This is a genomic window from Bradyrhizobium sp. 930_D9_N1_4 (assembly GCF_052076015.1).
In the GTDB taxonomy this organism is placed as follows: Bacteria; Pseudomonadota; Alphaproteobacteria; order Rhizobiales; family Xanthobacteraceae; genus Bradyrhizobium.
On sequence record NZ_CP197236.1, the window covers coordinates 736,552 to 760,457 of the forward strand.

Genomic DNA, 23,906 nt, shown 5'->3' on the forward strand with positions numbered 1-23,906 from the left:
TTAGACGCGCTCGATGATGGTCGCGGTGCCCATGCCGCCGCCGATGCACAGCGTGACCAGGGCGGTGGATTTGTTGGTGCGCTCGAGCTCGTCGAGCACGGTGCCGAGGATCATCGCGCCGGTCGCGCCGAGTGGATGGCCGAGCGCGATCGCGCCGCCATTGACGTTGATTTTGGCGTTGTCGATGTCGAAGGCCTGGATGTATCGCAGCACGACGGAGGCGAAGGCCTCGTTGAGCTCGAACAGGTCGATGTCCGACTTCTTCATGCCCGAGCGCGCGAACAGCTTCTCGGTGACGTCGACCGGGCCGGTCAGCATCATCGCCGGCTCCGAGCCGACATTGGCAAACGCGCGGATTCTTGCGCGCGGCTTCAGGCCGTATTTGCTGGCCGCTTCCTTGCTGCCGAGCAGCACGGCGCCGGCGCCGTCGACGATGCCCGACGAATTGCCGGCGTGGTGCACGTAATTGACGCGCTCGATTTCGGGGTGCGACTGCACCGCGACGCCGTCAAAACCGCCCATCTGCGCCATCATCGTGAACGAGGGCTGCAACTGCGCCAGCGACTGCATCGTCGTCGAGGGACGCATGTGCTCGTCCTTGGCGAGGATGGTGAGGCCGTTGATGTCCTTCACCGGGACGATCGACTTGTCGAAGCGGCCTTCTTCCCAGGACTTCGCGGCGCGCTGCTGGCTCTGCACCGCATAAGCGTCGACGTCGTCGCGCGAGAAACCGTATTTGGTGGCGATCAGATCGGCTGAGACGCCCTGCGGCATGAAATAGGACGGCACCGCCATCGACGGGTCCATCGGCCAGGCACCGCCGGAGGCGCCGATGCCGACGCGGCTCATGGATTCGGCGCCGCCGCCGATCACCAGCTCGTGCTGGCCGCTCATCACCTGGGCTGCGGCAAAGTTCACGGCGTCGAGGCCGGAGGCGCAGAAGCGGCTGATCTGCACGCCGGGCACGGCTTCGCCGAGACCCGCCTTGAGCGCGGCAAAGCGCGCGATGTCGGAGCCGGCCTCGCCGACCGGATCGACCACGCCGAGCACGACGTCGTCGACGGAATCTTCCGGCAAATTGTTGCGGTCCTTCAGCGCCTTCAGCGGCACGGTGGCGAGCGCGAGCGCGGTCACCTCGTGCAGCGCACCGTCGGCCTTGCCGCGGCCGCGCGGGGTTCGGACGTGGTCGTAGATATAGGCGTCTGCCATGGGAGCCTCCTGATTGCAGTTATCTTGGCGACGACCGCTACGCGGTCGCGATCATTCGTGGGGCGAAAGCCTCAGAAGGCTTCCGCCGGCAATTCCATGATGGTGGCGCAGCCGGACTGGATGCGCGCGAGATTGGCCGCGGTCTCCGGCAGCATGCGCTCCATGAAGAAACGGCCGGTGACGAGCTTGGTCGAGAGATAGGGCGTCGCCCCGCTCTCGGCAATCTTGGCATTCGTCACCTTTGCCATCTTCGCCCACATATAGCCGAGCGCGACGAAGCCGAAGAGATGCAGATAATCGGTTGCGGCGGCCCCCGCATTGTCCGGCTTCGCCATCGCGTTCTGCATCAGCCAAGTCGTGGCCTGCTGGAGGTGGCCGAGCGAAGCCGAGAGCGGGGTGATGAAAGGCTTGAGCGCCTCGTCGCCGCCGTTCTCCTTGGCGAAGGCCATGACCTCACCGAAGAAGGCCATGATGGCCCGGCCGCCGTCGCGCGGCAGCTTGCGGCCGACGAGGTCGAGCGCCTGGATGCCGTTGGCGCCTTCATAGATCATGGCGATGCGCGCATCGCGCACGAACTGCTCCATGCCCTGCTCGGCGATGTAGCCGTGGCCGCCATACATCTGCTGCGCCTGCACCGCGTTGGCAAAGCCGTAATCGGTGAGGAAGCCCTTCAGCACCGGCGTCATCAGCCCCATGTGGTCGTCGGCGGCCTGCCGGTCCTTGGGATCCTCGGAGCGATGCGCGACGTCGCTCTTCAGCGCGGTCCACATCACGAAGGCGCGCGCGGCTTCGTTGAAGGCGCGGATGGAGAGGAGCGTGCGGCGCACGTCGGGATGCACGATGATCGGGTCGGCCTGCTTGTCCGGCGCCTTCGCGCCGGTGAGCGAGCGGCCCTGGATGCGATCGCGGGCATAGGCGACGGCATTCTGATAGGCGACCTCGGACTGCGCGAGACCCTGCACGGCGACGCCGAGGCGGGCCTCGTTCATCATCACGAACATGCCCTGCATGCCCTTGTTCTCTTCGCCGATCAGCCAGCCGGTGGCGCTGTCGTAGTTCATCACGCAGGTCGAATTGCCGTGGATGCCCATCTTGTGCTCGATCGAGCCGCAGACGACGCCGTTGCGGCTACCCACCGAACCGTCGGCATTGACCAGGAATTTCGGCACCACGAACAGCGACACGCCCTTGATGCCGGCGGGCGCACCCTCGATGCGGGCGAGCACGAGGTGGATGATGTTGGGGGCGAGGTCATGCTCGCCGGCCGAGATGAAGATCTTGGTGCCCGTGATCTTGAAGCTGCCATCGGGCTGCCGTACCGCCTTGGTGCGGAGCATGCCGAGATCGGTGCCGCAATGCGGCTCGGTCAGGTTCATGGTGCCGGTCCACTCGCCGGCAACCATCTTCGGCACGTAGGTCTGCTTCTGCTCCGGCGTGCCGTGAACGATCAGCGCGGCGGTCGCGCCCATGGTGAGGCCGCCATACATCGAGAACGCCATGTTGGCGGAGATCTGGAATTCGTTGACCGCCTGCGAGAGCGTCACCGGCAGGCCCTGACCGCCGAACTCGGTCGGCGCCGACAGGCCGAGCCAGCCGCCTTCCGCGACCTGCTTGAACGCGTCCTTGAAACCCTTCGGGGTGGTGACGCTGCCGTCGTCGGCGCGCTTGCAGCCTTCGAGATCGCCGACGCGATTGAGCGGCTGGAGCACCTCTTCGGCGAGCTTGGCGGCTTCGCCCAGAATGGCTTCGCGCACGTCGCTCGACGCATCGGAGAAGCCGGCCAGATTGTCGTAGCGGTCGATCTGGAAGACGTCGTTGAGCAGGAAGTTCACGTCTTCGACGGGGGCTTTATAGATCGGCATGGTAGTCTCCCGGCAAGGGCCTGATGATGTTGGCTTAGGATTGGGCGGCGAGCTGCTCCGCCATCAGGCGGTGCAGCATGTTGATCGCCTTGAGCGGACGCACCATCACCTTGAAATGGGTGATGCGTCCCTCGGCATCGAAAGTGATGATGTCGACACCGTTGATCTCGATGCCGTCGATGACATTTTTGAACTCGAGCACGGCGCCGTTGGCGCTCCGCCATTCGCCGACATAGCTGAAGCCGGGACCGCCGAGCACCTTCTCGGCGCTGGCGAGGTATTTGAAGGTGATGTCGCGGCCGCGCTGCGGCGCGTGAACGACGGGGCTTTCGAATACGGCGTCGGGATGCAAGAGCTCCCAGAGCGCCTTGCCGTCGTGGGACTTCATGTAGCCGTACCAGGAGTCGAGGCCGGTCATTCTCGGGTGCCTCCCTAAAGGGCTTTCCAGGAGCCTGGCAAAAAACGCGAAAACAACCCCATGCACAGTAGCGCGAGGATTGATTCCGCTGGCTTTTCGGGGCGGGTCTCTGGCCCGTCCCCGAGCCGCTTCATATGCACATTGACGCATATGCGCCAATGCGCATAAAGTCAAGATGGTTGGTTAAGGACGAAGAAGGAGGCCGGCCATGGCGCTGGGCGACGCAATCCTCGCATGTCTGACGGAACGTCCGATGACGGGCTACGAGCTCGCCAAGACCTTTGACTCCTCGATCGGCTTCTTCTGGAAGGCCGACCATCAGCAAATCTACCGCGAGCTCTCCAAGCTGCGGGACCGCGGCTACATCCAGGGCCGTGAGGTCGTGCAGTCCGGCAAGCCCAATAAACTCATCTATACGCTCACTCCGGAAGGGCGAACAGCGCTGCGGCACTGGGCCGCGCGGCCAAGCACGCCGCCCTCGATCAAGGACGACCTCCTGGTGCGGCTGCATGCGCTCGACAGCATCGGCATCGAGCCCATGCGCACCGATCTGATGGCCCGGCTGGAGCACCATCGCGACCGGCACGAGAACTACGAGCGGATCCTCAAGAAGCGTTTTCCGGAAGGCACGGCATCAGGCGTGCTCGACCTCGGGAATCTGCTGCTGCTTCAGCTCGGCGCCCGCCACGAGCAGATGGTGGCCGATTTCTGCGAGGAGGCCCTCGAGGCGCTGTCGGCGATGAGCGGCAAGGATAAGGCGACCGGCACGGTGGTCCCGCTGGAGGATGGCAAGCGCGAGGGGAAGGGCTGAGGGCTGGCGGTGGCGGTGCCCTAACCTCTCCCGCTTGCGGGAGAGGTCGCGCCGAAGGCGCGGGTGAGGGCTCTCTCCTCTGGGGGAGTCTTCGTTGTTGAAGCACCCTCTCCCCAACCCTCCCCCGCAAGCGGGGGAGGGAGCGCACCGACCGTGCGGCCAAGCCCCCGGTTCCCGCCGCCCAACTTTAAGACACCGGGACTGCGTTCCTTAACCCGTTATTTACCGTAACGGACAAAAGTCGGTTTTCGAGGCAGACGACCCGCGGCAAATCCGATTTCTTTACAATTGGCACGCGTGGGAAGGCTGGAGGCGCCGGGTGGGGCGCCGAAGTCGGAACCGGACAGAGTCATGAATTCGCGCGTATCGTGGAGTGTTGACGGCATCGATCCATCCGTCAGGGAGCGGGCCGAAGCTGCTGCGCGTCGCGCCGGCATGTCACTCAACGATTGGCTGAACTCCACGCTCGGCGAAACTGCCCCGCCAAACTTTCGCGGACCTTACGATCAGCGCCAGGATCAACGTAGCGATCCACGCCAAGATCAACGTCACGATCAGCGTCCGCAACAAATGCCGAGCCAGGGACCGAGCCAGGAGAGTCGCGAAGTCGCCGACATCCACCAGCGGCTCGACGCGATCACGCAGCAGATCGAACGGATTTCAAAGCCCGCGCCGCGCCAGGACGGTTCACGCCAGGATGCTTCGCGACCGGACGTCTCGCGCGAGCAGGGCGTCGCGCGCCAGCTCAACGACGCCATCTCGCGGCTCGATGCGCGGCTGTCGCAAATCTCCCGTCCACAACCGCAGCAGCCTCAGGCGCCGCGGCCGGCTCCTGCCCCGACACCGTCTCCCGTGGAAGCCCGTCAGCGCCAGGCCGATGCGGTCGAGCGCGCCGCCGCGCAGGTCTATCGCAACTCTCCTCCCTTGAGCCCGGCGTCGTTCGACGTCGCGGTCGCCGAGATTACAGCGCGCCAGAGCGAGCTCGACGGCTTCGCGCCCCGGCAGTTGCCGCCGCGCGCCGCCCCGTCGATCGCGCCGAGTGCAGGATCCTGGGCCGGTCCCTCCGCGCCTCCGATGGCGCCGCCCGCGCCTGCCTACGCTCCGCCGCCACCGCAGCCGGGGCCCGATTTCTCGTTGCTCGAGCGCCATCTGCTCAAGATCACGAGCCAGATCGAGTCCCTGCAGCGTCCGGACAATACCGAGCAGGCGATCAACGGCTTCCGATCCGAGCTCGCCGAGATCCGCAACGCCATCACCGAGGCGATGCCGCGCCGCGCGATCGAATCGATCGAGAACGAAATCCGCTCGCTGCACCGTCGCATCGACGAGACCCGCTCGTCCGGCACCGACGGCCAGGTTCTGTCGGGCATCGAACATGCGCTGTCCGACATCAAGCAGGTGCTGCGCACGCTGACGCCGGCCGAGCAGCTCACCGGTTATGACGAGGCGATCCGCAATCTCGGCGCCAAGCTCGACCTGATCCTGCGCGCCAATGACGATCCCTCGACGGTGCGCCAGCTCGAAGGCGCGATCTCGGCGCTGCGTGGCATCGTCTCCAACGTCGCCTCCAACGAAGCATTGGCACGGCTGTCCGAAGACGTGCAATTGCTGTCGTCCAAGGTCGATCAGGTCACCCGTCCCTCGGGCCACAACGACAGCTTCGCGGTGCTGGAGCAGCGCATCGCGGCGCTCACCGCTGCGTTGGAAACGCGCGAACGGCCGCAGCCTGCCGAGAGCAGCGAGCATCTGGAAGCCGCGATCCGCGCGCTGTCGGACCGCTTCGACCGCATGCAGGTCGGCAACGATTCCCAATCGACCTTCGCGCATCTCGAACAGCGGGTCTCGTACCTGCTGGAGCGGATCGAAGCCGCCTCCGATCCGCGCAATGGCAATTTCAGCCGTGTCGAGGACGGGCTGCACGACATTCTCAGGCATCTGGAGCGGCAGCAGGCGACCTATTCGGCGCTGGCCGAGAGCCGCAATTCGGCACCGCCTGCCGATTCCGGCGTGGTGGATATCGTCAAGCGCGAGCTCTCCGACATCCGCTTCAGCCAGGCCGAGACCAACCGCAGCACCCAGGATTCGCTCGAAGCCGTGCACAGCGCGCTTGGCCACGTCGTCGATCGCCTTTCGATGATCGAGGGCGATCTGCGCACGGTGCGCACCGCGCCGCCGGCACCCGCGCCGATGCCCATGTCGACGTCCATGCCGATGGCCGCGCCGATGGAGCACGCGCCGATCGCGCGCGAGCCGCGGCCGCAAGCCCAGCAGCAGCCGAAATACGATCCGAAGCCCGAGCTGCCCAACCCGGCCGCCGCGCAACAACATCCGCCGCAGGGCGCCTTCATCGCCGCGCCGCGCGAATTCCATGCTGCTGCCGCACCGGCCGCGCCGCCACCGGTGCCCGCTGCGCCGCCTGTTCCGCCGCGCGCGATCAGCGAAATCCTGGAGCCGCACACCGCGCCTGCGCGCGCTGCGATCGCGCCGGAATTGCCGCCGGACCATCCGCTCGAGCCGGGTACAAGGCCGGGTGGCCGCGTGGCCACGCCGTCGGAGCGCATTGCCGCGTCCGAAAGCGCCATCAGCGAAATTCCCGCCGCGCCAAAAGAGCCGGTGTCGTCGTCGAGCTTCATCGCCGCCGCACGTCGCGCCGCGCAGGCTGCGGCCGTGCAGCCGCCGGAGAAGCCCGCTCGCGGCGTCAAGGCCGCGCTCGCAGCCCGCACCAAGGACAAGGGCCAGGCAAAAGCACAGGCCGCGGGCCAGGAAGGCCCCTCGACCATCACCTCCAAGATCCGTTCGCTGCTGGTCGGCGCGAGCGTGGTCGTGATCGTGCTCGGCACCTTCAAGATGGCCATGAACCTGCTCGATGGCGGTGGCCCGGCGCCGTCGCCGCAGGCGATGGAGAATTCGTCGCCCGCACCCGCGCCGCAGGCGCCCCCGCCGGTCGAGAACAAGCCCGCTACGCCCGAGCAGATCACGCCGTCGATGACCTCGCCGACGCCGATCGGCAAGCAGTCGCAAAATAATTCCGCCCCGGCGCCCGCTGCGGGCTCGGCCTCCGTTGAAATTCCGCCGGCACCCGCCGCTGTGTCCCCTGCGCCCGCGACCAACAGCGACGTCACCGGTGCGCTGTCGGGCACGAGCCGCGCCAGGCTCGGCACGATCCAGGTGCCGCCGAGCGAAAAGCTGCCGGACGGCATCGGCGGCCCGGCGCTGCGCAGTGCCGCGATGAAGGGCGATGCGACCGCCGCCTACGAGATCGGCGTGCGCTTTGCCGAGGGCAAGGGCATTGCCGCGAACTACGACGAAGCCGCCAAATGGTACGACCGCGCGGCGCAGGCCGGCGTGGTGCCCGCGACCTTCCGCCTCGGCACGCTCTATGAGAAGGGCCTCGGCGTGAAGAAGGACGCCGATGTCGCCCGCCGCTACTACACGCAGGCCGCCGAGCGCGGCAACGCCAAGGCGATGCATAATCTTGCGGTGCTCGATGCCGACGGCGGCGGACGCGGCGCCAATTACAAGAGCGCTGCGACGTGGTTCAGGAAAGCCGCTGACCGCGGCGTCGCCGACAGCCAGTTCAACCTCGGCATCCTCTATGCCCGTGGCATCGGCGTGGAGCAGAACCTCGCCGAGTCCTACAAATGGTTCACGCTTGCGGCCGGGCAGGGCGATGCGGACGCGGCCACCAAGCGCGACGACGTTGCCAAGCGTCTCGACCCGCAATCGCTTGCCGCCGCCAAGCTCGCGATCCAGACCTTCAGCGCCGAGCCGCAGCCCGACGATGCCGTCAATGTCCAGGCTCCGAACGGTGGCTGGGACAGCGCGCCGCAGGCCAACGCCAAGCCGGCACCGAAGGCGGTCGCGAGCAAGAAGTCGGCGTCGGCCGCGCATTAAGCGGCTCAGGACGCTCGCTCCTCTTGTCGTCGCCCGGCTTGACCGGGCGACCCAGTATTCCAGAGGCCGGCGTTAAGGAGCTCGCTCTCACAACAACGGGCGCGGCGTACTGGATGCCCCGGTCAAGCCGGGGCACGACAGCGGAGACGGTGGCGAGATCGCGCAGTGAAGCAGCAGCCATCCGCTCCGTCTTGGCTCATTCACCACCCGCAAATTTACCGAGCGCACCCGTCCGCGAATTCCGCTATTGAAAGGCGCGGCAATCGTTCCGAGCCTCCGGCGAGCATTCCGCAATCGATTCGTCCCGCCGGAGCGTGGTCTCTCGATGCAGCTCTACCTCCCGATCGCCGATCTGCCGGTCAATATCTTCCTGGTGCTCGCGATGGGCGCCGCGGTCGGCTTCGTCTCCGGCATGTTCGGGATCGGCGGCGGCTTTCTGATGACGCCGCTGCTGATCTTCATCGGCATCACGCCGGCGGTTGCGGTTGCCTCAGTTGCGAGCCACATCGCGGCGTCCTCCTTCTCTGGTGCCCTTTCCTACTGGCGGCGGCGCGCAATCGATCCCGCGCTGGCGAGCGTGTTGTTATGCGGCGGTGTGACCGGGACGGCGCTCGGCGTGTGGACCTTCACGCAGCTTCGCGCGCTCGGCCAGCTCGATCTCATGATCGCGCTGTCCTACGTCGTGCTGCTCACCACGGTCGGCAGCCTGATGTTCTCCGAAGGCCTGCGTGCGCTGATGCGGACGCGGCGGGGCGCGGTGCCGCCACGGCGCACGCATAACTGGATCCACGGTCTGCCGCTGAAAATGCGGTTCAAGCGCTCGAAAATCTACCTCTCGGTGATCCCGATCGTGATCGTCGGCATCGTGATCGGCTTCATCGGCGCCATCATGGGCATCGGCGGCGGCTTCATCCTGATTCCCATCATGATCTATGTGCTGCGGGTGCCGACCTCGACGGTGATCGGCACCTCGATGGTGCTGACGCTGGTCACGATGCTGTTCGCGACCATGCTGCATGCGGTGACCAATCACCTCGTCGACGCCGTGCTCGCACTGATCCTGATGGTCGGCGGCGTCACCGGCGCGCAGTTCGGCGCCCGCGCGGGCCAGAAGATCCGCGGCGAGCAATTGCGGCTGCTGCTTGGCCTCTTGATCCTCTCGGTCGGAATCCGCTTCGCGATCGAGCTGGTGATCCGGCCCGAGGATCTCTTCACTATCCGCGAACTGGGGGTGAACGGATAATGCGTGCAGCTCTCGCAGTCCTGTTCGTTCTGCTGCTCGGCTCGGTCGCGCGCGCCGAGCGGCTGATCGTGTCGGTCTCCAACCATCGCGTCACCGTGACGCCGAACTATTCCGGCGAGGAGCTGGTGCTGTTCGGGTCGGTGGAGAAGGACGCCACTACGCCCGCCGACCGCAAGGCCTACGATCTCGTCGTCACCGTGATGGGTCCGCGAGCGGACATGGTGACACGGCGCAAGGAGCGCAAATTCGGCATCTGGATCAACACCGACTCCCGGCAGTTCCTGGAAGTCCCGAGCTATCTCGCGCTGTTCGCCAACCGCCCGTTCGATGTCATCACCTCGCCCGAGATCGCGCGGCGGCAGCAGATCGGGCTCAACAACGTGCTGCTGACGCAACGCGTCAGCGGCGACTATGCCGACGTGGTGCCGAACGACGCCTTCCGCTCCGCCTTCGTCCGCTTGCGCACCCAGCGCGGCCTCTACCGCGAGGATGGAAGCGCGGTGACGTTCCTGACGCCGACGCTGTTCCGCACCGGCATCCCGCTGCCGGCGGAGGTCCCGATCGGGACCTATGAGGTGGAAATCAAATTGTTCTCGGGCGGTGCGTTCATCGGCAAGACCGAGACTGCGTTCGAGATCGTCAAGGTCGGCTTCGAGCAGTTCGTCGCCACCAGCGCGCGCCAGCACGGGTTGATCTACGGCCTCGTCACCGCGGCGATGGCGCTGATGACGGGCTGGATGGCGTCGATCGTGTTCCGGAAGGATTGAGGGGGACGCTCATTTTCTGGGGCGCTACTCTCTCCTCTCGTCATCGCCCGGCTTGACCGGGCGATCCAGTATTCCAGAGGCCGGCGTTTGGCGCCTCGCCCTCACAACAACCGCCGCAGCGTACTGGATGCCCCGGTCAAGCCGGGGCATGACAGCTGAGATTGGGGCAACTTCCTACGCCGCCACCTTCGCCGGCCGCGTCACCAGATAGATGCCGAGCGCCACCGGAATGATGCCGAGCAGGTCGCGGGCCTCGACATGCTCGCCGAGCACGAGGTAGGCGAACAGCATGCCCAGCGGCGGCATCAGGAAATGATAGGCACTGGCGGCGGTCGCACCACACGTTTTCAGGAGATGAAACCAGAGCCAATAGGCGAGGATCGAGCCGCCGAGCACGAGGAACGCGAAGGCGCCGATCAGGCCCGGGGTGACATCGATGGCATGGATGTCGGCGAAGCTGAAGGCGACCGGCGTCAGCACGAGGCCGGCGGCGAGGTTCTGCACCCCATTGCCGATCCACAGGCTTCCCTTCGGCGCGAGCAGCTTGAACAGGATGGTGCCGGCGACGATGGAGGCGAGCGAGGCCAGCGTGAAGACGATGCCGTGCATGGAGTCGGTGCCGACCGCGAGGCGATGCCAGACGATCGCCGTCACGCCGATGATTCCGAGCAACAATCCACTTGCCTTGCGCCAGGTCATGCCTTCGCCGAGCAACAGCGCGGCGAGTGCGGCGGTGAACACCGGATTGGCCGAGACGATCAGGCCGCCGAGGCCGGCGGAGACCGATTGCAGGCCGGTGTAGCCGAGCCCGAGATAGAGCGCGTTGTTGGCAATCCCGAGCACGGCGAAGATCGCGGCGTCGCGCCATGACAGCGACCAGTCGCCGCGAACCATCGTGGCGCCCAGGATCAGGATGCCCGCCAGCGAAAAGCGCGCGGCAAGCAGGATCAGCGGCGGGCAATGGGTGACGCCGATCTTGCCGGCGACGAAGGCGTAGCTCCAGAGCAGGCAGAACAGGCCGATGGCAAGCGGCAACGTGTTGAAGCGGCTGCGGGGGACGGGCATCGAGGGAGCGAGGGACATCTGGGCATTCTCCTGAACCCTCGATCTAGGGAGGCGCCTTGTCATTTGGAAATTAAATGATTAACTTCTCATCAGTGGTTTTTCAAATGGAGGCGGCGATGCTCGATCTGGAGCTCCTGCGCAGCTTCGTCTCGGTGGTCGAGGCTGGCGGCTTCACCCGCGCCGGTGAGCGCGTTCACCGCACGCAGTCGACCGTCAGCCAGCAGATCAAGCGGCTGGAGGAGGATGTCGGCCAGGTGCTGCTGCACCGGGACGGCAAGGATGTGCGCCCCACGGAGGCCGGCGAGCGGCTGCTGTCCTATGCCCGACGGCTGCTGACGCTGGCCGAAGAGGCGCGCGACGTGCTGCGCGAGCCCGAGGGCGAAGGCGCGATCCGGCTCGGCATCCCCGAGGATTTCGCAGCCTATCGGTTGGCAAACCTGCTGGGCGCGTTCTCGCGCTCGCATCCGGGCCTGCGGATGGACGTGCGCGCCGACCAGAGCAAGAATCTCTCCCGCGATCTCGAACGCGGCGAGCTGGATCTCGCGCTGTTCAAGCGCGAGGCGGGCGCGAAGGGTGCGATCGCGGTATGGCCGGAGCGGGTGCACTGGGTCACCAGCAAGAGCCATCCGGTCGACGTCAACGCACCGTCGGTGCCGCTGATCGGCTTTCCGCTCGGCTGTCTCTATCGCGCCGGCGCCATTCACGCGCTGGAAAGCGCGGGCCGCGCCTGGCACATGTCCTATTCGTCCTCGAGTCTCGCCGGCATCCAGGCTGCGGTCGCCGCCGGCATGGGCTTGAGCATCTTGTCGGAGATGTCGATCCAGTCCGATCACCGCGTGCTGACGGCGAAAGACGGATTCGAGCCGATCAACCGCACCGAAGTAGCGCTGATGGCCGCGCCCGGCGCCAGCTCCGCAACGCTGCGCCTTGCCGATCGGCTTGCGGAGTTTTGCGAGGACGTGCAGGCGAAGGCAGCATAGCAATCTGCGTAGGGTGGGTTAGCCTTGCGGCTGCGCGAAGCGCGGGCGCCAGGCGTAACCCACCATGCCTCCGCGTTTGCCGAAAGAAGTTGGCGTAATCCACCCTACGCAGCTGCAATCACGGTGAGCTCAGGCCACAAGGCCTTCCATCGCGCGGTCTTCTCCGCGTAGTTCGCTGCGGAAAAATTCGGAGCGCGATTGGGGCGCACAATCAGCCCGGCAATGTCGCCGAAGCCGTGCGGCGCGTAGACCTCGTAGCCGTTGCCCATGCGCCTCACACCCACTTGCGTGTTTTCCGTGAGGAAGCGATCGATGCCGTTGGTCGCGCACATCAACGGCGAATATGGCAGGCCGTGCTTGTCGGGATACCAAAGATGCACGCGTGCCTGGTTGCGGATCTCGACCTCGACGCCGAGATACCCGAGCCGCGCATGCAGCGTGCGGATCACCGCGTCCTCTGCCTCCCATGAGGTGTCGGGATCGAAATAGAACACGTCGTAGTCGGAGATGCCGTGATCGATCTCGCGCTCAGTGAGCACATTCCACACCGTCTGCGCCAGGCACCCCGCGACCAGCCATGCATCCGGCAGCGTGAGGCGATGGAGTTCATCGATGATCGCGCCGTTGACCGGGTTCTTTAGCGCCAGCGCGAGGAAGCGGTCGCGATCCATCGTGGCCACCGTTCACGCGCCCGCATCGAACGCAGCGCGCGCCGCCTTCGAGGCGAGGCTGCGCCAGCGCCGTCGCAAATAGGGCTCGACGATCGCGCGTTTGGCCCTGGACAGGCGGATCAGCACGATCGGATAGTCGGAATAGTGATCGGTGAAGTAGAAGATTCTTGGCTGGCTCTCGACCAGCACCGCGCGCTCGTCGATGGAGACATCAGGCACGACGAGACTGTCGCCGTCCTCTTTCAGCCGCACCAGCATCTTCTTGCGCACTTTCAGTGCGGGCGTGCCGTAGGAGCTGCCGTCCTCGACCTCCGGCCACGTCAGTGCAAATTTTCTGACGTCGTCGAAGGTCATGAGGACTTTCGTCAATGCACGGCGGTGAAGAACCGCGCGAGCCGGAATCCGGAGAGCCACGTGTAGACCGGCTGGCTGCGCATGCCGAGATCCCAGGAGCCGACCACGGCATCGGCGCGGCCGACCAGATTGTCGATCGGCAGGAGCCCGACGCCACCGGAGCGCAGCGGCACGCGGCTGTCCGCGGAGTTGTCGCGGTTATCGCCGAGCACAAACAGATGCCCGGCCGGCACCGTAACTTCCTGTGTGTTGTCGAGCGGGCCGTTGTCGCGCATCTTGAAGATCAGGTGCGAGACGCCGTTCGGCAGCGTCTCGACATAGCGGTAGGCAGGCTCGCTGCCGCCATTGTCGTCCTCGGCCGCGCCGACACCATCAGGCTTCAGCTCGGCGGGACGGTCGTTGATGAAGAGCTGGCCCTGTCGCATCTGGATGCGGTCGCCGGGCAGGCCGACGACGCGCTTGACCCAGGCCTGCGAGCGATCGCCGGGCCAGCGGAACACGACGACGTCGCCCTGCTTCGGCGTCTCCGCGAAGACGCGGCCGCTCTCGGGCAGATTGATCTGGATCGGCAACGACGAGGTGCCGTAGCCATAGGGGAATTTCGAGGCGAGCAGCGCGTCGCCGATCAGCAGTGTCGGCTCCATCGAGCCCGACGGCACGTAGAACGGCTCGGCGAGTGCGCCCTTGGCGATGAACACGGCGGCGACGATGCCGGCGAGCTGCATGAGCTGCCCGGCCCAGCCGCTGCTCTTCCGCTTGGGAGCGACAGTTGCTTTCTCAACGCTCATGCGCCCGTTCCACCCACCGTAATGCGTTCCATCAGCAGCGACGGCTGGCCAACGCCGACCGGCACGCCCTGGCCGTTCTTGCCGCAGGTGCCGATGCCGGCATCGAGCGCGAGGTCGTTGCCGATCATGCGGATGCGATGCAAATCGGTCGGCCCGTTGCCGATCAGCATGGCGCCCTTCAGCGGCGCGCCGATCTTGCCGTTCTCGATCTTGTAGGCCTCGGTGCACTGGAACACGTATTTGCCCGAGGTGATGTCGACCTGGCCGCCGCCGAAATTCGCGGCGAACACGCCGTTCTTCACGGAGCTGAGAATCTCGGCGGGGTCGCGGTCGCCCGCGAGCATGTAGGTGTTGGTCATGCGCGGCATCGGCACATGGGCATAGCCCTGACGGCGGCCGTTGCCGGTCGGCTTCATGTTCATCAGGCGCGCGTTCTGGCGGTCCTGCATGTAACCGACGAGGATGCCGTCCTCGATCAGAACGGTGCGGTTGGTCGGCGTGCCCTCGTCGTCGATCGACAGCGAGCCGCGGCGCGAGGCAATGGTGCCGTCGTCGACCACGGTGACGCCCTTGGCCGCGACCTGCTGGCCCATCAGGCCGGCGAAGGCTGAGGTCTTCTTGCGGTTGAAGTCGCCTTCGAGGCCGTGGCCGACCGCTTCATGCAGCATCACGCCGGGCCAGCCGGCGCCGAGCACGACGTCCATCTCGCCGGCGGGAGCGGGAATCGATTCGAGATTGACCAGCGCCTCGCGCAGCGCGCCGTCGGCGGCATCGCGCCAGTTCTTGCTCTCGATGAATTCGGCATAGCCGGCGCGGCCGCCATAACCCTTGCTGCCGCTCTCCTGGCGGTCGCCCTGGCCGGCGACGACGGAAACATTCACCCGAACCAGCGGGCGGATGTCGCGATAGCTCTCGCCGTCGGGCCGCAGGATCTCGACCACCTGCCAGGTCGCGCCGAGACTCACACTGACCTGCCGCACCCGCGGATCCTTGTCGCGCAAGTATGCGTCGATCTCGGCGAGCAGTTTGACTTTCGTCTCGAAGCCGGGCGCGTCGAGCGGATTGTCGTCGCTATAAAGCCGCACGTTGGTATGCGCCGGCGGGGCAGAAAAGCTGCCGGAATAGCCGCCGCGCACCGCCGCGACCGCGTCGGCGGCGCGAATCAGTGCCGGCAGCGACACATCGGAGGAATGCGCATAGCCGACCGCGTCGTCCTTGACGGCGCGCAGGCCAAAACCCTGCGAGGTGTCGTAGGTCGCCTGCTTCAGCCGCCCATTGTCGAACATCAGCGCTTCGGTCTGGCTGTATTCCAGGAACAATTCGCCGTCGTCGGCGCCCGAAAGCCCGCGCGCGAGCTCGTGGCGAACCTGATCGCGGTCGAGATTGGCGCGGTCGAGCAGGGAGGTCGTGGCAGGATTTGTCATGCGTCCGTCCATTATCGGATGATGTGGGGCAAGATAATGGTTTTGGAACGGTTCCGCGAGGGGCGGGCCGTCACATTACGGAAACGATAGGATAGGGCGAGACGTCAACGCCAATGCTGCATCCAGTACGGATCGATGCTATCCTATGTCCATGAATTACCGAGATATCATCTCGATCGAGCCCGGAAAGCGTGGGGGGCGACCTTGCGTCCGCCACATGCGGATCGCCGTGGCGGATGTGCTCGGCTGGCTGGCCGCTGGCCAGACCCACGCTCAGATCCTCGATGACTTCCCCGAATTGACCGAGGACGATATCCGCGCCTGCCTGGCTTATGCCGCCGACCGCGAGAGGCGATTGGTGACCGCGCCGATATGAGGTTGCTGTTCGATCAGAATCTCAGCTTCAAGCTCTGCCAGATGATCGCCGACCTTTTTCCGGATTCCAGTCACGTCCGAGTTCATGGACTTTCCGAAGTTGCGGACCGCGAGCTCTGGGAGTTCGCGAAGGCCAACAGCTTCGCGATCGTGACTCAAGATGCCGATTTTGCCGAGCTGGCGGGCCTGCTGGGGTCTCCGCCGAAAGTGATCTGGTTCCGGACCGGCAATCAGACGACCGTGGCCATCGCTGACCTGCTTCGCCGGCACGCACGAACGATTGAAGCCTTCGAGGTCGACGGCAGCGTCGCGTGCCTCGAGATTTACTAGGCCAGCACCGCCCCTACGGCAGCTTGTCATACCCCTCAGCCAGCCCGTTCAGGCTGAGCGGGAAGCCGATGCCTTCCTCCGGGGTCTCGAAGATGATGAAGGTCGCGGTCTTGGCGCTGCGGAGCTGGCCGAGCAGCTTGTCTTCCAGGACGACCTCGGCGACGCAGCCATTGGGCAGGCAGCGGACGAAGCCGGCGCGGCCGACGTCCTGGTTGTCGAGCTTCAGGCCGAGGCCGGAGGGCAGCAGGACGCCGAGCGGGGCGACCACGCGCATCAGGCGGCTCTTCTGGTCGGCGGTCTTGAGCACGATCACGGTCAGGCCGGCATTGGAGCGGTCTTCGGCGACCACGCTCTGGATCAGGGCGCACTGCTCGGCCTGGGCGCCGGGCGGGGTGTCGCAGCGAATCTGCCAGTCGCCATGGACGGAGCGCACCGCGCCCTGCGCATGGGCGCGTCCCGGCAACGCAAGGACGACAACCGCCGCCAGCAGGGCGGCCAGCATCGTGAAGCCGCTCGCCTGCTTTTGTGCCCGCCTGGCCGTGCCTCTCGAAAACCCCATCGGGTCGGTCCCTCTGCTCGCCTGGATCGCGCGCACCTGGCGGACTGATACGGGAATGACGGCGTCTTGAAGGCGATTCGCAAGCAAATTCCGCGCCGCCCACACCGCCATCGCCCGCACGAATCAGGTTCCTGCGCGGCTCTCCGCCAGTGCCTACCGCGGGCAATTCCGCTGTCAAGCGGCAGCATCCCGGGAAACGGTATTTTTGTCTGATGTTACTAGGAAATATCTTGCGGGTGATGGCTGACAGACCGGCCTCAAGACTGCATTGCGATAGATCAAGAATTATGGTTTGAGAGGCTTGATTTCGGCGTTCTCACGATCTGGCCCCAATCCCTCTTAGAGGTATTCTTGCGCGGCGGCTTGTCAGACGGGCGGATCGAATAAGCGTTTCCCAAAAATAGGGGAACGCACTTGGGGTGATTTCGTAAGGGGAGCGCGACGGCATGAGGATGTCGATGGGCCGGGTCGGCCGAGACTTGCTGGGATTGGCCGTGGCGGGTCTGACGTGGGCCGCGGGCGGCGCGGCATTTGCCGCCGAGCTCGGGCAACCGGCGCCGTGGGAGTGGACGCTTCAGCAATCCGCCTCCCCGGTGATGGATAATATCGTCTGGTTCCACAACTTCCTGTTCGTGCTGATCACGCTGATCACGCTGTTCGTTCTGGTGTTGCTGGTGATGGTGGTCGTGAAGTTCAACGCGAAGGCCAATCCGGTGCCGTCGCGGACCACCCACAACACGCTGATCGAGGTGGCGTGGACGCTGATTCCGGTGCTGATCCTGGTTGGTATCTCGGTGCCGTCGTTCCGCCTGCTGTTCCTCGAGCTCGACGTGCCGAAGGCGGACATCACCATCAAGGCGACCGGCAAGCAGTGGTACTGGTCCTATGCCTATCCCGATAACGGCAAGTTCGAGTTCGACTCGCTGATGGCCCAGGACAAGCAGCCCCGCCTGCTCGGCGTCGACAACGAGATGGTGGTGCCGGTCAACAAGGTGATTCGCGTCCAGGTCACCGGCGCCGACGTCATCCACGCCTTCGCGCTGCCGGCTTTCGGCGTCAAGATCGACGCCATCCCGGGGCGGCTGAACGAGACCTGGTTCAAGGCCACCAAGACCGGCATGTTCTACGGCCAGTGCTCGGAACTGTGCGGCAAGGACCACGCCTTCATGCCGATCGCGATTCGCGTCGTGGACGACAACGAGTTCGCCTCCTGGGTCGAGACGGCAAAGAAGAAATTCGCGAGCGGCGGCACCAGCACCTACGCCTCCGCGGCCGGCCCGACGCAATAAGCGTCGGGTGACGGCGCGAGGGGACTGAAAGCGACATAAAGGGCGGGACCTCCGAAGGTCCGAACGGGACGCAAGGCAGGATTTGAAAATGGCAACGAGCGCAGCGGCACACGGCGATCACGCGCAAGACCACGGACATGACCACGAGCACGCCCATCCGACCGGATGGCGCCGCTACGTCTATTCGACCAATCACAAGGACATCGGCACGATGTACCTGATCTTCGCGGTCATCGCCGGCGTGATCGGTGCCGCGATGTCGATCGCGATCCGTGCCGAGCTGATGTATCCGGGCGTGCAGATCTTCCACGAGACGCACACCTACAATGTGTTCGTGACCTCGCACGGCCTGATCATGATCTTCTTCATGGTCATGCCCGCGATGATCGGCGGCTTCGGCAACTGGTTCGTGCCGCTGATGATCGGCGCGCCCGACATGGCGTTCCCGCGCATGAACAACATCTCGTTCTGGCTGCTGCCGGCCTCCTTTGCGCTGCTGCTGATGTCGACCTTCGTCGAGGGCGAGCCGGGTGCCAACGGCGTCGGCGCCGGCTGGACCATGTACGTGCCGCTGTCGAGCTCGGGTCATCCGGGCCCGGCCGTCGACTTCGCGATCCTCTCGCTCCATCTGGCGGGCGCCTCGTCGATCCTCGGCGCCATCAACTTCATCACCACCATCTTCAACATGCGCGCGCCGGGCATGACCCTGCACAAGATGCCGCTGTTCGTGTGGTCGATCCTGGTGACGGTGTTCCTGCTGCTGTTGTCGCTGCCGGTGCTCGCCGGCGCGATCACCATGCTGCTGACCGACCGCAATTTCCACACGACGTTCTTCGCCCCTGAAGGCGGCGGCGATCCCGTGCTGTTCCAGCATCTGTTCTGGTTCTTCGGTCACCCCGAGGTGTACATCCTGATCCTGCCCGCCTTCGGCATGGTCAGCCAGATCATCTCCACCTTCTCGCGCAAGCCTGTGTTCGGCTATCTCGGCATGGCCTACGCCATGGTCGCGATCGGCGGCATCGGCTTCGTGGTGTGGGCGCACCACATGTACACGGTCGGCATGTCCTCGGCGACGCAGGCCTATTTCGTCGCGGCGACGATGGTCATCGCGGTCCCGACCGGCGTGAAGATTTTCTCCTGGATCGCCACGATGTGGGGCGGCTCGATCGAGTTCCGCGCGCCGATGATCTGGGCGGTGGGATTCATCTTCCTGTTCACCGTCGGCGGCGTCACCGGCGTCGTGCTGGCGAATGCCGGCGTCGATCGCGTGCTGCAGGAGACCTACTACGTCGTCGCGCACTTCCACTACGTGCTGTCGCTCGGCGCGGTGTTCGGGATCTTTGCCGGCTGGTACTACTGGTTCCCGAAGATGTCGGGCTACATGTACAGCGAGGCGCTTGCGAAGGCGCATTTCTGGGTCACCTTCATCGGCGTCAATCTGGTGTTCTTCCCGCAGCACTTCCTCGGCCTGTCGGGCATGCCGCGCCGCTACGTCGACTATCCCGACGCGTTCGCGGGCTGGAACCTGATTTCCTCGCTCGGCTCCTACATCTCCGGCTTCGGCGTGCTGATCTTCCTCTACTGCGTGTTCGACGCCTTCATGAAGAAGGTGCCGGCCGGCGACAATCCGTGGGGTGCAGGTGCGACCACGCTGGAATGGACGCTGACCTCGCCGCCGCCCTTCCACCAGTTCGAAGTGCTGCCCCGCGTGCAGTAAGCCAACGCTCGCGGCGCCCGTGACGGGCGCCGCGGCTCTATCAATAAGCGAGTTAAAACCAGTGTCCGTCCTCGACCACAACGCCATCGACATCAATCCCCGCATCTCGGAAGCGGAGGTCGGCGACTACATCGCGCTGCTGAAGCCGCGGGTGATGTCGCTGGTGATCTTCACCGCACTGGTCGGAATGGCGATGGCGCCCGGGCACTTCCACTGGGTGCTGGCAATCACCTCGCTGCTCTGCATCGCCGTCGGCGCCGGCGCTTCCGGCGCGCTCAACATGGCGCTGGAAGGCGATATCGACGCCAAGATGTCGCGCACGGCGAACCGGCCGATCCCGCGCGGCCGCATCACGCGGTCTGAAGCCATGGCGTTTGGCCTGACGCTGTCCTTCTTCTCGGTGATGACGCTCGGCATTCTCGTCAACTGGATCGCGGGCGCGCTGCTCGCCTTCACCATCTTCTTCTACGTCGTGATCTACACGATGGGCCTGAAGCGCTGGACCGCGCAGAACATCGTGATCGGCGGCGCCGCCGGCGCGCTGCCGCCGGTGGTGGCCTGGGCCGCGGTCACGGGCACGGTCGACGTCGAGCCGCTGCTGCTGTTCGCCATCATCTTCTTCTGGACGCCGCCGCACTTCTGGGCGCTGGCGCTGTTCCGCTCCGACGACTACGCGCGCGCCGGCATTCCGATGCTGCCCAATGTCGCCGGTCCCGATGCGACGCGTCTCCAGATCCTGCTCTACACGATCGTGCTGATCGCGGTCGCCGCCGCGCCCTGGGCGCTCGGCTATTTCGACGCCATCTACGGGGTGGTCTCGCTGATTCTCGGCGCCGGCATGCTGGTGCTCGCCATCAACGTCTACATCCGCCGCGAGCGCAGCCAGTCGCTGCGTGCGACCCGCAAGCTGTTTGCCTTCTCCATCCTGTATCTGTTCGCGCTGTTCGCGACCCTGCTCGCCGAGGTCGTGTTCCGGGCGCTTGCTCCGATGGTCGGGGGCGCATGATCGCAGCAATGGCCGACAAACCCGAGCCAGATGGAATCGTCCTCACCGAGGCGCAGAAGAAGAGCCGTCGCAATCGTTCGGTCGCGATTGCGCTCGCGCTTGGCGTGCTCGTGCTGCTGTTCTTCGCCGTCACCATGGTCAAGGGACCAGCGGTGCTCATCCGGCCGATGTAGGGAAGATGGATCAGAAGCCGACCATATCGCAGGATTTCAGCGCCAAGCCGGCCGATCGTAAGCCGGCCGATCCTAAGCCGGCCAAGAGCCACGGAAAGAGCCGCGGGCTGGGTCGTGATGTCGTGGTTGCGTCGATCTGCGGCGCCGTGGTCGCGCTGATGGTCGGTGCGTCCTACGCCGCAGTGCCGTTCTACAATTGGTTCTGCCGCGCTACCGGCTTCAACGGCACGACCCAGGTTGCGACCTCGGCGCCGGCGACCGGTCCGATCGCGCGCAAGATCGCGGTGCGCTTCGATTCCAATGTCGCGCCCGGCCTGCCCTGGAAGTTCGAGCCGGAGCAGAGCGAGATCGAGGTCCAGATCGGCCAGGTCGTGACCGTCTTCTACACCGTCACCAACCAGGCCGCGCGACCCACCGCGGGGCAGGCCGCCTACAACGTCGCGCCGCTGACGGTCGGGTCCTACTTCCAGAAGATCAACTGCTTCTGCTTCACCGAGCAGACCATGGCGCCGGGTGAGAAGCGGGAGATGCCGGTCGTGTTCTACGTCGATCCGTCGATCGCCGACGATCACGAGAACGACGGGCTGAACACGATCACGCTGTCCTACACGTTCTATCCGGTGAAGGATCCGGTGGTGAAGCCGCTGGCATCGGGTGAAGACGACAAACGCAAGGGAAATCTCTGATCGCCGGGCTCACGCCCGGGGGGTTGGACACGAGGGGATAAGTGCCGGACAGGCACGGGATTGAGGAGAGAGACCGCAATGGCAACGGCGCACACCAAACATCACGACTACCACCTGGTCGATCCCTCTCCGTGGCCCGTCGTCGGCTCGATCTCGGCGTTCATCATGGCGGTCGGTGCGATCACCTGGATGCACCACATGTTCTCGGCCGCGCCGATCGTGTTCGGTGTCGGCACCGTCGGCGTGCTCTACACCATGGCGAGCTGGTGGGCCGACGTGATCAAGGAAGCCCAGTACAAGGGCGACCACACCCGCGTCGTGCAGATCCACCACCGCTACGGCATGATCCTGTTCATTGCCTCCGAGGTGATGTTCTTCGTCGCCTGGTTCTGGGCCTATTTCAACGCGGCGCTGTTCCCGGCGGACGCGGTCCACGCCACCCGTGACGCCGTGTTCGGCTGCGGCCTCGGCACCGCGGCCGGCGCCTGCGCAGTTCCGGGCACCTGGCCGCCCCACGGCATCGAGACTTTCGATCCCTGGCATCTGCCGCTGCTGAACACGCTGATCCTGCTCACGTCGGGCACCACGGTCACCTGGGCGCATCACGCGCTGCTCGAGAACGATCGCCAGGGCCTGAAATACGGCCTGATCCTCACGGTCGTGCTGGGCGCGCTCTTCACCTGCGTGCAGGCCTATGAGTACAGCCACGCGGCGTTCTCGTTCGGCGGCAACGTATATGGCGCGACCTTCTTCATGGCGACCGGCTTCCACGGCTTCCACGTGCTGGTCGGCACCATCTTCCTGCTGGTCTGCCTGTTCCGCGCCTATGCCGGCCACTTCACGCCGACGCAGCATCTCGGCTTCGAGTTCGCCGCCTGGTACTGGCATTTCGTCGACGTGGTGTGGTTGTTCCTGTTCCTCTGCATCTATGTGTGGGGACACGGCGCCGAGACCATGGCCCACGGCGCGCACTGAGCCGCAACTGATCGATCAGAAAGGGCGGCCGAAGGGCCGCCCTTTCGCTTTTCGGCCGCCAAGCGTTTCGGCGGAGCTGTGATAGAGTCCACGACATGAACGACACCACCGGCACATCCGGGCCCGAGACAACCGTCCTGCAAAGCGCGCTGCGCGGGCTCGCCTGCAAATGCCCGCGCTGCGGCCAAGGCAAGCTCTATGCGGGCTTCCTGACACTCGCGCCGTCCTGCGAGCGCTGCGGCCTCGACTATTCCTTCATCGACACGGGCGATGGTCCTGCGATCTTCATCATCATGCTGGCCGGCGGCATTGTCGTTGCTTGCGCGCTGATCGTCGAGGTCAAGTACCAGCCGCCGTACTGGCTGCATGCCGTGCTCTGGCTGCCCTTGATCCTCGCCACCACGCTGCTGCCGTTGCGCGCGATGAAGTCGCTGCTGATCGCGCTGCAATTCCATCACAAGGCGGCGCCGGGCCGGCTGGTCGACCGCGCGAAATGAACGAGACCGCACGCAAGCCTCGCGTGGCCGGCTTCGCGCTGTTCACGCTTTTCCTGACGGCCGTCTGCCTCGCGCTAGGCTTCTGGCAATTGCAGCGCCGCATCGCCAAGCACGAGCTGGTTGCGGCGCTCACCGAGCGTCTCGCCGAGGCACCTGTCGCGCTGCCGCCGCCGTCGCAATGGGCCGCGCTCAATCCCGCGCGTGACGAATTCCGCCGCGTCAGCTTCACCGCGACCTATGCAAGCCTGCCCGATGCGATGGTCTATTCGTCCGGCTCCGCCGTACGCAAGGATGCTTCCGGCCCCGGCACCTGGGCGTTCCTGCCGGCGCGGCTTGCGACCGGCGAGACGATCGTGATCGACGCGGGCTTCGTCGAGAACACCATGCAGGATCGCGGCGTCGAGGATCGTGCGGTGAAGAAGCTCGTGACCGGGCAGCCTGTCAGGCTCACCGGTTATCTGCGCTTTCCCGAGCCGGCTGGCTGGATGACGCCGGCGGAGAATCGCGACAAGCGGCTCTGGTTCGTGCGCGATCACCGGGCGATCGCAAACTTGCTTGGCTGGGGGACGGTGGCGCCGTTCTACATCGACCTCGAGCAGCCCGCGCCCGAGAACAACATTCCGCGTCCCGGGCCGCTCGACGTGCATCTCAAGGACGACCATCTGCAATACGCCATCACCTGGTTTGCGCTCGCGGGCGCGGTGCTGATCGCATTCGGCGTCTGGGTGAGGGGACGACGTCCGGTTTGAATCGCCGTAGGTTCCCGGAGGGAACCCGGTAACGCCCGGGGTTTATTATTCAGCGCATATTCAC

General features: G+C 65.4%; 24 protein-coding genes. 15 read left to right on the forward strand and 9 right to left on the reverse strand.

The genetic code is table 11. The features are described 5' to 3' along the window. The 3 genes from AB7532_RS03435 to AB7532_RS03445 all read right to left on the reverse strand — a co-directional run bounded on the left by AB7532_RS03435 (position 1) and on the right by AB7532_RS03445 (position 3,489). Entirely contained in the window at positions 1-1,209 is a 1,209-nt protein-coding gene (locus AB7532_RS03435) for an acetyl-CoA C-acetyltransferase (RefSeq protein WP_008139875.1), read from the reverse strand. 71 nt (positions 1,210-1,280) lie between these two features. Beyond that, positions 1,281-3,071 carry an acyl-CoA dehydrogenase C-terminal domain-containing protein gene (locus tag AB7532_RS03440; protein WP_441233428.1) on the reverse strand — a complete coding sequence of 597 codons (1,791 nt, stop codon included), beginning with the start codon at positions 3,069-3,071 and terminating at the stop codon, positions 1,281-1,283. A gap of 34 nt (positions 3,072-3,105) precedes the next feature. Next, complete coding sequence (locus tag AB7532_RS03445; protein WP_441233429.1) at positions 3,106-3,489, reverse strand: nuclear transport factor 2 family protein; 384 nt, start codon at positions 3,487-3,489, stop codon at positions 3,106-3,108. 208 nt (positions 3,490-3,697) lie between these two features. Between AB7532_RS03445 and AB7532_RS03450 the strand changes: the two genes are divergently transcribed. The 4 genes from AB7532_RS03450 (at position 3,698) to AB7532_RS03465 (ending at position 10,204) form a co-directional block, all read left to right on the forward strand. Next, on the forward strand, positions 3,698-4,300 hold the full coding sequence (locus AB7532_RS03450; protein ID WP_441233430.1) for a PadR family transcriptional regulator: 603 nt from the start codon (positions 3,698-3,700) through the stop codon (positions 4,298-4,300). Between the two features lie 351 nt (positions 4,301-4,651). Further along, positions 4,652-8,194, forward strand: coding sequence for a hypothetical protein (locus AB7532_RS03455; protein WP_441233431.1), 3,543 nt, complete (start codon positions 4,652-4,654; stop codon positions 8,192-8,194). Positions 8,195-8,519: 325 nt separating this feature from the next. After that, positions 8,520-9,437, forward strand: a complete 918-nt coding sequence (locus AB7532_RS03460) for a sulfite exporter TauE/SafE family protein (RefSeq protein WP_441233432.1) — start codon at positions 8,520-8,522, stop codon at positions 9,435-9,437. Continuing rightward, positions 9,437-10,204: a TIGR02186 family protein gene (locus tag AB7532_RS03465; protein ID WP_441233433.1), complete on the forward strand. Its 768-nt coding sequence runs from the start codon at positions 9,437-9,439 to the stop codon at positions 10,202-10,204. Before AB7532_RS03460 ends, AB7532_RS03465 begins: the two co-directional genes overlap by 1 nt. A gap of 174 nt (positions 10,205-10,378) precedes the next feature. Here AB7532_RS03465 and AB7532_RS03470 read toward each other — a convergent pair whose 3' ends face one another. Beyond that, positions 10,379-11,287, reverse strand: coding sequence for a DMT family transporter (locus AB7532_RS03470; RefSeq protein ID WP_441233434.1), 909 nt, complete (start codon positions 11,285-11,287; stop codon positions 10,379-10,381). Positions 11,288-11,385: 98 nt separating this feature from the next. Here AB7532_RS03470 and AB7532_RS03475 point away from each other — a divergent pair, with 98 nt between their 5' ends. Continuing rightward, positions 11,386-12,249: a LysR family transcriptional regulator gene (locus tag AB7532_RS03475; protein WP_441233435.1), complete on the forward strand. Its 864-nt coding sequence runs from the start codon at positions 11,386-11,388 to the stop codon at positions 12,247-12,249. A 104-nt stretch (positions 12,250-12,353) separates the two neighbouring features. On the opposite strand, the gene AB7532_RS03480 is transcribed toward AB7532_RS03475, so the two are convergent. From AB7532_RS03480 to tldD, 4 genes are read right to left on the reverse strand one after another with little or no spacing between them, the layout of a single operon-like run. Beyond that, entirely contained in the window at positions 12,354-12,920 is a 567-nt protein-coding gene (locus AB7532_RS03480) for a nucleotidyltransferase family protein (RefSeq protein WP_441233436.1), read from the reverse strand. Between the two features lie 12 nt (positions 12,921-12,932). Continuing rightward, a complete protein-coding gene (locus tag AB7532_RS03485; RefSeq protein ID WP_441233437.1) occupies positions 12,933-13,274 on the reverse strand; it encodes an MmcQ/YjbR family DNA-binding protein in 342 nt (113 codons plus the stop codon). A gap of 11 nt (positions 13,275-13,285) precedes the next feature. After that, on the reverse strand, positions 13,286-14,062 hold the full coding sequence (lepB, locus tag AB7532_RS03490; protein ID WP_441233438.1) for a signal peptidase I: 777 nt from the start codon (positions 14,060-14,062) through the stop codon (positions 13,286-13,288). Next, positions 14,059-15,486 carry a metalloprotease TldD gene (gene tldD / locus AB7532_RS03495; RefSeq protein WP_441233439.1) on the reverse strand — a complete coding sequence of 476 codons (1,428 nt, stop codon included), beginning with the start codon at positions 15,484-15,486 and terminating at the stop codon, positions 14,059-14,061. Before tldD ends, lepB begins: the two co-directional genes overlap by 4 nt. A gap of 151 nt (positions 15,487-15,637) precedes the next feature. Here tldD and AB7532_RS03500 point away from each other — a divergent pair, with 151 nt between their 5' ends. Both AB7532_RS03500 and AB7532_RS03505 read left to right on the forward strand, forming a co-directional pair. Continuing rightward, positions 15,638-15,862, forward strand: a complete 225-nt coding sequence (locus AB7532_RS03500; RefSeq protein ID WP_441239184.1) for a DUF433 domain-containing protein — start codon at positions 15,638-15,640, stop codon at positions 15,860-15,862. Positions 15,863-15,903: 41 nt separating this feature from the next. After that, positions 15,904-16,191 carry a DUF5615 family PIN-like protein gene (locus tag AB7532_RS03505; protein WP_441233440.1) on the forward strand — a complete coding sequence of 96 codons (288 nt, stop codon included), beginning with the start codon at positions 15,904-15,906 and terminating at the stop codon, positions 16,189-16,191. A gap of 13 nt (positions 16,192-16,204) precedes the next feature. On the opposite strand, the gene AB7532_RS03510 is transcribed toward AB7532_RS03505, so the two are convergent. Continuing rightward, a complete protein-coding gene (locus AB7532_RS03510; RefSeq protein ID WP_441233441.1) occupies positions 16,205-16,750 on the reverse strand; it encodes an invasion associated locus B family protein in 546 nt (181 codons plus the stop codon). Positions 16,751-17,196: 446 nt separating this feature from the next. Here AB7532_RS03510 and coxB point away from each other — a divergent pair, with 446 nt between their 5' ends. The 8 genes from coxB (at position 17,197) to AB7532_RS03550 (ending at position 23,842) form a co-directional block, all read left to right on the forward strand. Then, entirely contained in the window at positions 17,197-18,039 is an 843-nt protein-coding gene (gene coxB / locus AB7532_RS03515) for a cytochrome c oxidase subunit II (protein ID WP_441233442.1), read from the forward strand. 88 nt (positions 18,040-18,127) lie between these two features. Further along, positions 18,128-19,756: a cytochrome c oxidase subunit I gene (ctaD, locus tag AB7532_RS03520; RefSeq protein ID WP_441233443.1), complete on the forward strand. Its 1,629-nt coding sequence runs from the start codon at positions 18,128-18,130 to the stop codon at positions 19,754-19,756. Between the two features lie 61 nt (positions 19,757-19,817). Then, entirely contained in the window at positions 19,818-20,762 is a 945-nt protein-coding gene (locus AB7532_RS03525) for a heme o synthase (protein WP_441233444.1), read from the forward strand. Further along, positions 20,759-20,935, forward strand: coding sequence for a CoxF protein (locus tag AB7532_RS03530; RefSeq protein ID WP_441233445.1), 177 nt, complete (start codon positions 20,759-20,761; stop codon positions 20,933-20,935). The genes AB7532_RS03525 and AB7532_RS03530 overlap by 4 nt, the downstream gene beginning before the upstream one ends. Before the next feature lie 5 nt (positions 20,936-20,940). Continuing rightward, complete coding sequence (locus AB7532_RS03535) at positions 20,941-21,621, forward strand: cytochrome c oxidase assembly protein (RefSeq protein ID WP_441233446.1); 681 nt, start codon at positions 20,941-20,943, stop codon at positions 21,619-21,621. Between the two features lie 78 nt (positions 21,622-21,699). Further along, positions 21,700-22,596, forward strand: coding sequence for a cytochrome c oxidase subunit 3 (locus tag AB7532_RS03540; protein WP_441233447.1), 897 nt, complete (start codon positions 21,700-21,702; stop codon positions 22,594-22,596). 95 nt (positions 22,597-22,691) lie between these two features. Beyond that, positions 22,692-23,093, forward strand: coding sequence for a DUF983 domain-containing protein (locus tag AB7532_RS03545; protein WP_441233448.1), 402 nt, complete (start codon positions 22,692-22,694; stop codon positions 23,091-23,093). Next, a complete protein-coding gene (locus tag AB7532_RS03550; RefSeq protein ID WP_441233449.1) occupies positions 23,090-23,842 on the forward strand; it encodes an SURF1 family protein in 753 nt (250 codons plus the stop codon). The genes AB7532_RS03545 and AB7532_RS03550 overlap by 4 nt, the downstream gene beginning before the upstream one ends. The last annotated feature ends 64 nt before the right edge of the window (positions 23,843-23,906 follow it).